Annotated in this window: 11 protein-coding genes; 3 read left to right on the top strand and 8 right to left on the bottom strand. The window is 41.5% G+C overall.

All coding sequences use genetic code 11. The annotated features are described in order from the left end of the window. The first annotated feature begins 76 nt into the window (after positions 1-76). Positions 77-1024: a thioredoxin-disulfide reductase gene (gene trxB / locus EHO58_RS15030; RefSeq protein ID WP_135616441.1), complete on the top strand. Its 948-nt coding sequence runs from the start codon at positions 77-79 to the stop codon at positions 1022-1024. A gap of 22 nt (positions 1025-1046) precedes the next feature. On the opposite strand, the gene EHO58_RS15025 is transcribed toward trxB, so the two are convergent. Both EHO58_RS15025 and EHO58_RS15020 read right to left on the bottom strand, forming a co-directional pair. Continuing rightward, positions 1047-1769 (bottom strand): hypothetical protein, encoded by a 723-nt coding sequence (locus EHO58_RS15025; RefSeq protein WP_135680451.1) that lies wholly within the window; start codon positions 1767-1769, stop codon positions 1047-1049. A 31-nt stretch (positions 1770-1800) separates the two neighbouring features. Then, positions 1801-2679 carry an early set domain-containing protein gene (locus tag EHO58_RS15020; protein ID WP_135680450.1) on the bottom strand — a complete coding sequence of 293 codons (879 nt, stop codon included), beginning with the start codon at positions 2677-2679 and terminating at the stop codon, positions 1801-1803. Between the two features lie 122 nt (positions 2680-2801). Between EHO58_RS15020 and EHO58_RS15015 the strand changes: the two genes are divergently transcribed. Further along, on the top strand, positions 2802-6539 hold the full coding sequence (locus EHO58_RS15015) for a tetratricopeptide repeat protein (protein ID WP_135680449.1): 3738 nt from the start codon (positions 2802-2804) through the stop codon (positions 6537-6539). 1 nt (position 6540) lies between these two features. Here the strand turns inward: EHO58_RS15015 and EHO58_RS15010 are convergent, their stop codons facing one another. The 6 genes from EHO58_RS15010 to guaB form a co-directional block, all read right to left on the bottom strand. Then, on the bottom strand, positions 6541-7371 hold the full coding sequence (locus EHO58_RS15010; protein WP_020771613.1) for a WecB/TagA/CpsF family glycosyltransferase: 831 nt from the start codon (positions 7369-7371) through the stop codon (positions 6541-6543). 97 nt (positions 7372-7468) lie between these two features. Beyond that, positions 7469-8137: a thiamine phosphate synthase gene (locus tag EHO58_RS15005; protein ID WP_135680448.1), complete on the bottom strand. Its 669-nt coding sequence runs from the start codon at positions 8135-8137 to the stop codon at positions 7469-7471. 7 nt (positions 8138-8144) lie between these two features. Next, on the bottom strand, positions 8145-8345 hold the full coding sequence (gene thiS, locus EHO58_RS15000) for a sulfur carrier protein ThiS (RefSeq protein ID WP_135680447.1): 201 nt from the start codon (positions 8343-8345) through the stop codon (positions 8145-8147). 441 nt (positions 8346-8786) lie between these two features. Then, positions 8787-9485, bottom strand: coding sequence for a 16S rRNA (uracil(1498)-N(3))-methyltransferase (locus tag EHO58_RS14995; RefSeq protein ID WP_135680446.1), 699 nt, complete (start codon positions 9483-9485; stop codon positions 8787-8789). Continuing rightward, the gene (locus EHO58_RS14990; protein WP_244241200.1) at positions 9485-10243 is read right to left on the bottom strand and encodes an outer membrane lipoprotein-sorting protein; all 759 of its coding nucleotides are present in this window, start codon (positions 10241-10243) and stop codon (positions 9485-9487) included. Before EHO58_RS14990 ends, EHO58_RS14995 begins: the two co-directional genes overlap by 1 nt. Positions 10244-10315: 72 nt before the next feature. Further along, on the bottom strand, positions 10316-11842 hold the full coding sequence (gene guaB / locus EHO58_RS14985) for an IMP dehydrogenase (RefSeq protein WP_135680445.1): 1527 nt from the start codon (positions 11840-11842) through the stop codon (positions 10316-10318). 88 nt (positions 11843-11930) lie between these two features. Between guaB and EHO58_RS14980 the strand changes: the two genes are divergently transcribed. Then, positions 11931-13091: a DUF1577 domain-containing protein gene (locus EHO58_RS14980; RefSeq protein WP_135680444.1), complete on the top strand. Its 1161-nt coding sequence runs from the start codon at positions 11931-11933 to the stop codon at positions 13089-13091. Positions 13092-13122: the final 31 nt, after the last annotated feature.

Genomic DNA, 13122 nt, shown 5'->3' with positions numbered 1-13122 from the left:
AAAGATCTACTTTACAATTCCCCAGTCTAAAAATAAAATCAATTTAGAATCATTCTAAATCATTAGAGGAAATGAGATGCCCCATAAAGTAGTCATCATTGGATCCGGTCCTGCGGGTCATACTGCTGCAATTTACGCAGCAAGAGCGAATTTGAACCCTGTTATGTACGAAGGATTTATGGCAGGAGGAATCGCCGCAGGTGGACAGCTCACCACAACCACTGAGGTGGAAAATTTCCCAGGTTTTCCGGAAGGAATCGACGGAACCCAACTTACTAATCTATTCCGTGCTCAATCCGAAAAATACGGCACTAAAATTATCACACAAACAATCACCAAAGTGGACTTTTCTAAACGACCATTCCGTATTTGGTCCGACGATGAACTGATTGAAGCAGAAACTGTGATTATTGCAACAGGTGCAACTGCAAAAAGAATGTTCATCCCAGGGGAAGATTCTTATTGGCAAAAAGGAATTTCTGCCTGCGCGGTTTGTGATGGTGCACTTCCAATTTACAGAAATAAAGAACTAGCTGTTGTAGGTGGAGGAGATTCCGCAGTAGAAGAAGCGGCTCACTTAACCAAATTTGCATCTAAAGTGTATTTGATCCACAGAAGAGATTCTTTAAGAGCATCTAAGATCATGCAGAAAAGAGCAACCACTCATCCTAAGATAGAAATTATCTGGAATACTGCCGTAGAGGGTGCGCAAGGAAATGGAAACCAACTCACTTCCCTTTCCGTAAAAGAACTTACCACAGGAAAAACGAAAGAACTCTCTGTGGGCGGTTTATTCTACGCGATCGGTCATAAACCGAATACCGAAATTTTCGAAGGCCAATTGGATTTGGATGAAACAGGTTATATCAAAACTGTTCCCGGTACAACTCGTACAAGTGTAGATGGTGTGTTTGCTGCCGGCGATGTTCAGGACAAAACTTACAGACAAGCGATCACTGCTGCAGGTTCAGGATGTATGGCTGCTCTTGAAGCAGAAAGATGGTTAGAAGCTCAGGAAGAGTAGAAATATAGCGCTCGTAAAAACCTTAAGGGCGCTCTATCATCTGACCTCTTTTTTGAAGAGTATCATAAATATATAATGTAGGAAGATTCGGTTTCTTTTTGCTGGGACCGGACTCTTCTTCCCTTTTTACGATCATTACTAGCTTGTTTTCCGGAGTATCCGGTAGGATTTTTTCCAGATAGAATTTTTTGGGGAGAACCGGAAGTAGTTCGTCATAGCTTGGATCGTATACAAAAACCTTTTTGGAATCCTTTTGATTTAAGTATCCGTCTTTGTTGGTATCCTCCGGCATTCCAACGATCACGAATTTTTTTCCAGTTTTTAAACTAGGGAACACATCCTCTGAAACTTCCTGTGTTTCCGGATCGGAACTCGACTTTTCAGGTTCTGCTCCGTAAAAATAATCCCAGATATATACACTTTTATTGAATACCTTACGATTTCTTCCAGTTTGAAGATCAACAAATACAAGGTTTTGAGCATGATTTAATGTTTTGCGGGGACCGAAGTTTTCTCTGTCCCTATTTAAGCCAAGCGGGTAGTATAAGAACTTTCCCCAAACTACAGCTGAATGTTCCACCAGATCATCATCCGGTTCCACATATACAGTCTGGATACTGTTAGACGGATGTTTTGCGAGCTCGATCCCTCGGTCGTATACGAACCAACTTTTTAAAAGGGTAAATACGATCAGGATGATTATGATCCCGATCACAAAATATACGGAGAGACGAAACTTTTCCATAGAACGGATCTAAACAATCCGTTCTTATGCCTTAGGGGTCAATCTTCTTTCTTTCCAAAACCCCGGTTCTGGTAGGAACTACTAATGCAGAAGAGATCTCGCCTGTGTCTTCTCTTAACACTGTAAGAGGATTATAAGTATCTACAACGATCTTTCCATCGACTAAAAAATTGTATTGGTATTCACCAGGCTTTAACTTCTTTACTACTCTAAAGGTTCCATTCCTTTCTTTGATCAAAAAATCGGACTCTGGATCCCAATGATTAAAATCACCGATCAGACTTACTGATTCTGCTTGGGGTTGATAAATTCTGAATTCAACGGTTCTAAATTCTTTTTCTTCGTAAGGAGAATCTTCTAAAACCCTGGTGCTTGTTTGTTTATTGGGTCCACCTTCTCTGAATGCAATCCTGGATACCAAAGAACCTTCTCCATCTTCTACCGTGTCTGGGTTTTCAGGATCATGTGTGAATATGCCGTCTACCTTGAACTTGTATTCGTAAGCCGGTTTTGCTTCATAGAGTTGGTCTCCGTGGATGTCCACTACTCCATAAAAGATTCCCTTATCATTCTTCTGTAAGGAAACACATTGCCAATGACTGAATTCTCCACAAACGCTTACCTCGTCGTTTGCAAGACCCTCGTAACTGAACAAAACTCCACGGTTTAATAGTTTTCCGGTCTTTAAAGCGGAGAATGTATCCACTAATCGGATGAATCTAGGCGGAACCGCCTTTCTCAAATTTTCCAATTGCCAGAAATAATAAATTTTTTCTTCGGGAAGGGCTTCTTCCCCTTCTTCATAATCCACAGACCGGAAGGCTCCGATCCAATCTTCCGCGTCTTCCGCAGCAAGGGCGAAGGTCAATATCAAGGTAAGTAAGGCAACCGCCTTGGCTTTATGCACCATAAACCGATTGTCGTAGGTTTTCCCGGAAACCCTAAGCGTATTTCCGGGACCTGTCCTAGATCCGACATAAGGAAAAAATCTTTGCTCTTTCCGAGACCAGCCGATACTATTGGAAGGACTTTATGGCTGATTATTCAGAACAGGAACTGGAGCAGATCCGCTCCATCTTGGATCCGTTAAACAAGAATCCGGAATCCTCCGAAGATTTGAATCCTATGCTTTCCTCGTTCCGCGAGAAGATGGGATACGGTGTTCCTATATCTATCGGGGACGATGATGAGGACCAACCGGAAGAAGGATCCGAAGAAAGTTTCGATTTAGGCGACGAAGACGAAGCTCCTACACCTATCCAAAAGCCAAAGCCATTATCTTTCTCTGAAGACGATGATATCGATCTTGATGAATTATTAACTGAGCCTTCCCAAGGGGGCGAACCAAGCGCAGATGCAGGAGAAGATCCTTTCGGAGGATTTGACGAAGCTCCTACAGCATCCGACGATTTCGGTGATTTTGCAACTCCAGAGCCTGAATCTGACCCATTTGCGGACTCAGGTCTGGATGATTTTGGAGCTCCTTCCGAAACAGAAGAACCTTCAGCCGGTTTAGAAGATTTCGGGGCTCCTACAAGCGAAGAAGATCCATTCGGTGGATTCGATTCTGCTCCTGATCTAGATACTCCTTTTGAAACTTCTCCTAACGAAGATTTCGGTTCTACTCCTAGTGCTGATCCATTTGCGGATTCCGATCTGGGAATGGATGATTTTGACACAGGGCCAAGCTCGGATTCGGATGATCCATTCGCTGGTATGGGAGGAGAAGAGCTTGGAGGTTCCGGTCTAGAAGATTTTGATTCTCCTGCTTCTTCAGACACCGACGATCCATTTGCGGCATTTGATGCTTCCGGAATGGAAGATACTCCTGGAGATGAATTTGGTTTAGAAGAAGGTGACCCTTTTGGTGCCTCCCCTGCATCCGGCGATTCAGATTTCGGAGACCTAGGCGGTTTCGATTCAGAACCTTCCGACTCGGGAGATTTTGGCGGAGATAGTTTTGCCGAAGCTCCTACAGATTCAGACCCATTCGCAGACTTTGCACCTGTTTCCGGCGGAGACCACGATCCATTCTCGGATCTTTCCAGCGCAACTTCTGTTCCAGAATCGGATCCATTCGCTGATTTTGCAGCAGAGCCTGCTTCCGCGATGGAAATGGAATCCGTTCCGGAATCTTCCGATTTTACAAGCTTCTCCCCAGATCTGGATTCAGACTCGGGAGACGAAGATCTGGGAGCAGCCGCATTCGAAGAAGACTTACGTTCTTTAGGCGGAGAAGATAAGGACGAAATAGATAAGTCTCTCACAGACGAAGAACTCGCAATCATCCAAAGAGAAATACTTCGTTACCCTCCTCTTTTACGAAGAACTGTCATAGAATCGATAGTCCAAGACCGTCTTTCTAAAAAGGCCCAAAGAGATCTATTAGAACTTATTAAAATAGAAAGTAGCCCTGAGGATATTGCCGCATTCTTATCATCCGCATTAGGAGTTACAGTCGCTCTTACGGATAGAAGTGGAGCTTACTCCGCAGACGGTGTTCCTATCATTTCTTCCGACCCTATCTATACAAGAGAAGGTGTATTAGAAAGAAGGAAGAAGATCCGCAGGACATTCTTCGCGGCCGCAGCAGCACTTTTAATCGGATTTGGAAGTTATTTCACTTATAAACATATCATTCTTCCTAGACAAGCCGCTCAAAATTACGAAGCAGGTCTGGAACAGATACGTGAGATGGGCGCCAAAAGATTCGCAGGAACTTTGGGCGAAGAAGATAGAAAAAAATATCTGATCAGTATAGAAGATTCTTATGATAAAGGATTCGATATCGATCCTTACAATCTGAAATACATGAACCTGTACGGAGTGGAATACAGCCGTGCGGGAGAATACGAATATTCCTTCCAGAAATTATTCGGTAAGATAGAGCCGGATCTAGGAATGGGAACATTAGATTCTTGGAATAAAAGAGAACAATCTCCTATGGTCCGATTGGCCCAAGGAGAATCCTGGAATGATAAAAAGCTAAAAACCAGCGCGGTTGTAAACAAAGGAATAGAAGGGATCAAATTCCTTTTAGACCAGGAAAAAACTCCTAGAAAAGTTTTGATCGCCGGTGCATTCCTGGCAATGAGACTAAAAGAAAGGACTCATGATAACCAAACCTACAGAAATCTAGGTTGGTTCCATTCTCAAATCATGCCTGATTTTGCTGAACCTACAGAAGGCAAAAAAGGAAGATATAAGAACGACGCGTTAGCAGTTGATTATTATTCCAAGGTATTCACTGACGGAGAAAGTCCTTATGATGAGGATTCCACCGCAGGTATCGCTAAAATATATTATAATAGAAGAGAATTCGGAAAAGCAGCGTCCTTTTACAATCGAATTGTAGAAGCAAATCCTAAAAGTATCCCTGGCCAAGCCGGGCTTGTTTCCACCTACTTAGAAATGTGGAAAGAAAGTGGGGATCCTCAATTCGTTTTAAATCACCACCGTCTGCTTAGGAACAATCTGGACATGGAGTCGGAACTCCCCTTCTACACTCTTGCAAAGTTAGCATCTTTTTATGCTGCAATCGATCCGGAAGAACTTAGGATCAAATATAATATCAATCCTATAGACCAAGTTTCCGGAATAGAGATAGAAGAAAGCGCGATCCGTCTCTTGGATACTATCTACAGAAAGTCCATGGAAGATGAAAGGACTGGAGTTGAGATAGAAGGAAAAGATTACGCAGAAGGTTATTACCAACGCGGACAATATTATCTTTCTCAAAAAGAGAACAGCAATGCTAGAAGGTTCTTCGAAAAAGCGGCCACTCTGGATCCTAAACATTGGTTGGCAGTTCTGGAACTTGCAGAACATTCTATCCGTGTAGGAAATTTCGAAGAAGCAAAAGATCTTTTAAAAGAGGCAGAATCTCGTTATACAAACAGCGAGCGTTGGTTCGGTTCCAAAGACGAAGACGAAACATTATTCGAGGGAAATCCTGCTCGTATCCATTTTGATTTAGGAAAGATCAGATACTTATTGTCCGCCGGACTTTCCGACAAAGATTCTCTCAAAGAATTTCCTGGAAGAAAAATTTATCCTTTCCGGTCCCGCTCCGAATCCGACGGAAAAAGTCTTTCTGTCTTAAAAGAAGAGGAAGAAAAAAGAAACCGAAGGAACGAACTTAGAAACTCCCTCCAAGAATTCGCAAAAGTGGATTCGGAAGAACCTAAGTTTGATCTTATCCGTAAATGGAGAAGAGAACTTCCTCAGCCCCTGTTGAGAGAAATGAAATTTTTCAAAGGCTGGGTGGAGTATATGGACTCCGACTTTGACAAGTCTTTGGCGGATTGGACAGGTTTCGAAGACAAGGACGAATATTATAATCCTACTCTTCTCATGGCAAAAGGAAATGCTTTCTTCTATACAGGCCAGACAAAAACCGCTCTTGGATATTTCCTAAGAGTAAAAGATGATATGGAAGAAAAACTTCCTCAAATGAGTTCTCCTAAAACGGAAGATCCATATCACCAAGAAGTTTATCAAACTCTGACTGCCGCTTATAATAATATTGGTGCTTGTTACGAGACTCTTTCTAAAAAAGCAAATGTGCAAGAGTCTGAAAATTATACTGCACAAGCTTTGCAAAATTATTGGAAAGCGATCGAAACTGCACGTAAGATCAATGAAGCTAGCGAAATTTCACTTTCTAATAAAGATCTTTTATTCAAAAAAGAAGCTCTTAAAAGAGAACCTCTCTTAGAAGATTGGGTTTCTCCAACTTTAGATTCGATTAAAGACTTAGTGCGTAAGTAGATTATTTCTTCTTTTTTACAAAAAGTGATTTGATAGCTACTACGATAAAAAATCCGAACATTCTGCTTAGGCGAATTAATCTCCAAGGACGAACCATAATTCTCCAAAGCCAAGTTAAACCTTTTAGTTTGAAAACATTCGGAGCCTTTTTTACTTTTCCGGATAGAATGTCCATAGCCGGGCCTACACCGATCACTACTGCGTGACCGAAAAATGCGGTATTATTTTCTACCCAGATCTCTTGGTCCGGAAAATCCATTGCAAGAAATATAATATTCGGACTGGTCTTGCGGATGGATTCTTTAACAAGCAACTCTCGCTGAGTATTTAAGTATCCCGCATGACGTCCTACGATACGGACTCCGGGAAAATGTCTAGAAAGATTGAAATAAACCTTTTCGACGATCTCTTCCTTTCCGCCTAAAAGAAAAATGGAATAATTTCTGAGTTCACATAGACGAACCAAGTCCATCATAAGTGCGATTGTGGGAATTCTCTCTTTTAATTCCCCGCCTAATTTTTTAGCGGCCCACTGCAGACCTGCACCTTCCGCTAAAATTAAGCTAGCTTTTTGTGCGATCCTATGCAACTTCTTCCCTTTGCGAAGAGCCATAGTCTTGATCGGATCCAATAGAAGAACATGATGGAATTTATCCTTCTCTTCCATGAGATGATAAATTTTTGCCACTGCCTCGTCTAGGCTGGCGTTATCAAAAGGCACGCCTAAAATGGGAGCCTTTTCCAGATCATCCACATTCAGGGTCTGATAATCTAGTAAGTAGTCGCGATCATCCTTTGCAGATAGATGGCGTATTTCCCCTGGCTGTTTCATAGGGATCATCTTATTGGACATAATTTGTGAGTCAATTGAAACTTGGGGTTCTCAGCCTCCAAAATTAGGAAGAAGTGAAATACCAGTCTCAAGTCCTTTACGGATTCTTTATCTCCTTAAGGATACGAATACATTCATAAAAGGAATCCTTTTCAGATGCGGAAGCGATCATTGCATAAGATAATGGGCCTAACTCGGATAACTCGATAATCTGTTTAGGACCGATCCCTCCGATCGGAGTGACAGGTATTTTAGCAATTTGTAAGGCTTCTTGGACGCCGGAAACACCCACAGGAAGATCCTCCGTGTCTTTGGAACTTGTAGCATAAACCGGCCCAAGCCCCGTATAATCCCAGACCCCCGGTTCCAGCTCGGAAATATCTTCAGAATTATGGCAGGAAGTACCTAGGTATAATCCGCTAGAGCGGATCTTCTTCTTATCCTCGAAGGAAAGAGAAGCATAATCCTCTTTTCCAATATGAAGTCCAAAAGATCTCCATTCCAGGGCCTCTTTCCAATAATCATTCAATATGATCGGAAAATCAGGAAATGTATCTATCAGGCTTTTATAAATCTTCCTTAATGTATCCGGGCTCTCTTTTTTAGCGCGTATCTGGTAGAATGGGATCCATTCTCTTTGGTAATTCCAAAGTTCGACAATATGCACCGGATCCTTGGAAAATTTGGAACAATATTCTAGATCTAGGATTGGATAAATGCCGGGTGCTCTCCAGATACTATGTCTGGGTCTAAGTGGGAATTCCAAAAATGATTCAACCTCCTCCTACAAATTTCAGGATCTCTATTCTATCCCCTTCTTCTAAGGAAGAATTCTTCCAACGGTCCCTTTTTAGGATCTCTCCATTTCTCTGAATCGCCACCGTTTCCGGTTTTAGTTTTAAGGATTCCAATAGGGAAAATAAATCCGGAGAAGAAAGTTCCCGGAGAGAGAATTCCTTACCGTTTACGATCATTCCATGCACCTCGGTCTAGATACTTCATTCCTATCGATTCTCCGCTAACGTCGAATGTTTTTTAGTTTACCGTTCTGTCCCGGCCGAAAACGATTTACTTATATGACCCGATTTCTCCCGTTTTTACTAGCAATCGCACTCCTAGGTATTTTATCTTGTAATACCGGAGAGAGAGATATCAAGGGAAATGCTCTGGCAACTTTCTATGCAAACTGCACAGGAGGATCTTATCCAGCCTGTAAGAATGCTTGCGAAAACAAATACGGCACCACGGTCACTACAACGAATTTGGCTGGTTTAAATTCTTGCCTTACTTCTTGTAATACAAGCTGCAATATTTCTACTTTTTGCTTCCAGTTGTCTCAGAGCTGCAAGAGTGATTGTGATAGTTATATGACTCATTGCGTTTTAATCTTAGGCGCGAGCGGATTCGGCCAATAATTAATACAAATTTCCTAACCTAAATAAAGAGGCCGCAAAAATTCCAGCGGTCTCTATTCTCAAAATAGATTCTCCCACATTCGCAGATAAAATTCCAAACTGAGAGATCAGTTCTAATTCTTCTTTTCTAAATCCGCCTTCCGGTCCGATCAAAACCGTTTTGTTTTGAATGTTTTCAGAATTGATCCTTATTTCAGATCTTGGATCAAAAAGTAGAAGTTCTTCTTTGGTAGACTTAGACTCTTCTAAAAATTTAGAAAGAGAGATCGGTCCTTTGATCTCGGGCAAAAAATCTTGGTTAGATTGAGAAGAAGCTTCCGCCGCTACTTTCAAAAGTCTTTCCGGATTTAAGTCCTTTCTATCCGAATGAGAAAATACTAAAAAAATAAATTCAGTGATCCCAAGTTCCGTTCCTTTTTGGATCAACCATTCCAATCTGTTTCCTTTCGGAATCGCAGTTGCGATCTTTGCTCTAGTTTTAGGTCTTTCTTTTTTTTCAGTACCGATCAGATTTCCGGTTTTAGAAGAAGAAGGTACACTATAAGCAAAACTTGCTCCTGCACCGTCCTTGATGATCACAGTTTTCTCTTCCGAAAAAACTCGAAATGCTTTTAAATGAGAGATCTCTTCTCCTTCTAGTTTCAATTCGGGAGAAGAAGAATATCCTGGTCTAAAAAAAACGATCTCTTCAGACGACATTAGAGTCTGTTTAGATTATCCAATTCGAATAGAGAAGGATCCGGTTTTACGTCCCTGTCCACTTCAGTATATTCCAATACACTGATAGCACCAGTATTCAGATCCAACATTTCCAATCTACTGACTATATCTTCTTTTGTGACCTTCTGCTTTGCTTTTACCTTAACAGGACCGTACTTTATATTCATAGTTTTATAAAGTACTCCGTCCTTATCATGAAAATCCAAACGAGTAGGTCTCAATGTATCCGGTTCTAAAAGTAGGATCAATTTGGAATAAAAATAAGGAACGATTGGTCGAAGCGCCACACGTTTCATCTTCTTCCCGGCAATATCCAAATCACTTTGTACGATCGGATTATAATTCGCTTGGTAAGAAGTTCCGGCCAGATCCACAAAACTGAATCCTGTGTTAAGGTGGTTCTCGTATTTTTCTTCGTCGTTCTTTTTGAAAATTTTTCTGGAAAGTGCATTGAAGGCGAAGATCAATTCTCCGTCTTCTTTAAATAAGATCTTATACTCTAGACCACGGCCTTTACTTTCGAATAGGGAGAGTGAATCTTCTCCCTTTCTGAAAATGCTCATGTCCCAAGTCCAGGAATCTCCCGTCTTTTTGATCAGGATCAAATTTGCTTTAACTAAACCGTCCGCCTTCAAGAGTGCCTGGTCTAGTCTTGCGACTAACTCCTGGGCAACTCTTGCTTTATCCGGTGGAGCTTGCGCATGGGAAACTTCCCCACCCATTAAAATCGGGAACATTAGGATGATCGAAATAAGATGAAACTTTTTCAAAACCTTTCCTTCCCGACAAATCCAAGGGATCTAATTTAATTACTCTGCTCTTAAACTAGGTGCACTATAAGAGTAAAGACTATGAACAGAACCTTGGGCTTGAGCGGATTCACTCCTTCTCTCGAATCTGAGTTTTCCTTCTCGGAGTCCTTTATGTAAATCTTGGACGGAACGGAATCCCATATCCTGAAAAGAAAGTCGCAATCCAAGGCTTAAATATGGAATAAAGTTCAGAATTGAACCTCTATCCACTACGGAACCGCTAACTCCCTGAGCCACTTTTACTTTTTGGCCCTCATTGAAATAACGTTTGTCTCCGCCCGCTTTCATGGCCTCTATACTTGCCATTCCCCGGTATTTCTTGAGACGAATTCCATTCTCATAAAAATACTCTCCAGGTGCCTCAGATGTTCCTGCGAACATAAATCCCATCATACATGCTGATGCTCCGATTGCCAAAGCATTTGCGATATCTCCAATATTGGAAATTCCACCATCTGCAATAACTGGAACATCATGTTTTGCTGCATGGGCCGCAGTTTGGTACACCGCAGTTGCTTGGGCTCTTCCCACAGCCATGGTATCTTGGGTGATACAGATGGAACCGGGTCCCATTCCGATCCTGAGTCCGTCTGCTCCTGCACTGATCAGGTTTTCGGCTTGGCCACGAGTGACTACGTTACCGCCAATCACTTCCAGGTTTTTGAAATTAGATTTAATGAATTGGAGCATCTCTATCTGGTAGATCGAGTTTCCCTGGGCAGAGTCGATGATGATCACATCCACTCCTGCCTCATACAATGCAGCGACCCTGTCCCTGGATTCAGGTAAGGTAGAAACTGCAGCCCCACATCTGAGCCTTTTGTTCTCATCCTTTGAAGAATCAGGGAATTCCTTATTCTTTTTCAGATCAGAACGACTCACTAAAGAGACAAGTTTTCCGTCTTTGTCTATGATCGGAAGTTTTCCTATTTTCTCTTTTTTAATGATATCGTTTGCTTCTTTTAAAGTGATCCCCGCTTTTCCGGTAATCACGTCCGTGGTCATTACTTTTTCCACAGGGATAGAACGATCTCTTTCGAAATCGATATCTCGATTGGTTACAATCCCGACCAATTTAGAATTTCTGGTTCCATCAGCAGTGATTGGAATTCCAGTGAATCCCAAAGTTTCTTTGATCTTGTCTAGATCGTGGATTGTATTTTTTGGCCCGAGAACAACCGGGTCTGAAATGAAGCCGTTTTCGAAACGTTTCACTTTGCTGACTTCAGCAACCTGCTCTTCTACAGAATTATTATAATGGATAATTCCTATCCCTCCCATAAGGGCCTGTGCGATAGCCATGGAGGACTCGGTCACAGTGTCCATTGGAGAACTTACGAATGGTCTTTTGAGTTTGATCTTTTTAGTTAATCTAGTCTCTAGTTCTACGTCGGATGGATTGAAATCGATAAAACCGGGCAGGACTAAAAAGTCCCGATAGGTAAGCCCGATTTGCATGCTGAAAAGTTCTTCGCCGGATAGGCCGTCTAAAAATTGGGAGTCTCGGTAAGATTGGTTTGACATTAGTGTACCTTACCTATTACATCAAAACGAAGCCAAAGGCTGGAATCAAGATAATTTTCCGCCGGAATCCGATCACCTTAGGAATTTAATGGAAAAGGTTCAAAGGAAACAAAGAGACAAAGAGTTCATCACAGATCCTGGTAAAAAACTCCATATCATTGGAAAATTTCTACTTAAAACAGATCTACTCGTAAGGGATACGGAAACTCATGAATCCGTTCAACTCCTCTCCGTCAATAAGGACGCCACAAAAATTTTAGTACAAGGTCGAATGGCCGAACAATTTAAGCTGAATGCTCATATTGTTTTGTACAAATTGCTCGCGAGATACGTCGAACTAGAATGCGAGGTCCTGGAAGAAAAACCGAATAATCAATATATCATGCAGGTGGACCATGTTTCCATCGCAAGTAGAGAGAGAAAATTTACTAGGATCAAACCGCCGGATGGAAGCGTTTGGATCACTAATCTGCGTACTAGCAGGACCACAATTGATGCAAACTTATTCAATATCCCCACTTCCGTAAAAGTGAATTTTGCGGATACGGAAAGAACTCTTAAACCTAAATTCGATATAGTCAAAATAGACGTTTTCAATTCTATCGGAGATAAGTTCGACCTAGTTAAAAAGACGGGTAAAATATTATATATTCCGAATACTCAAAAACCGGACTCTTTTAAATCTTCGGATCCGAACGGATTTATCGATTACGAACATGAACTTGGCGACGAAGACGATGTTCGTAAAAAGATCATAGAATACGCCAACCAAAAGATCAAATCGGAATTAATCGTTCCAGTTATCTATATCAACCATGATGAGCAGGCAATTCCTATCGGATATGTGCATGCCCAAAATAAGACCAGAGAAATAGATATCACCGAAGTAATGGAAATTAAAACCCTTACCTTTGATATGGTGGACCGGATCAGGGAATCCAATACCATTCTGGTAAAGGAAAGATTTTCAGTTATAGATCTTTCTACCGGCGGTTTAAGAGTAAAGATCAATCATCCTGATCTAAATAGCGAGCTTCCTAGAAGAAAAGGATTCACATTCGATATATTTTTCAAAATGCAATCTCCGATCACTGCTTACGGCGTAGTACGTTCGATCGCAAGAGATACGGATGGAAATTTATATGTAGGACTTTCTTTAGAAGGAAACTCCGCAAGACCTGGGGAGAAAAAACGTTTTATAGACAATGTAAATCGTATGCTTTCTGACTCAGGTGTAAAAGTTGGCTAAATTTGAAAAAAATTTCCAAAAGAAGATATTA

Origin of the sequence: Leptospira selangorensis (assembly GCF_004769405.1) — a bacterium.
GTDB lineage: Bacteria > Spirochaetota > Leptospiria > Leptospirales > Leptospiraceae > Leptospira_B > Leptospira_B selangorensis.
The sequence above is the reverse complement of the archived record's forward strand: the minus strand, read 5'-3'. Positions and strand labels throughout refer to the sequence as shown.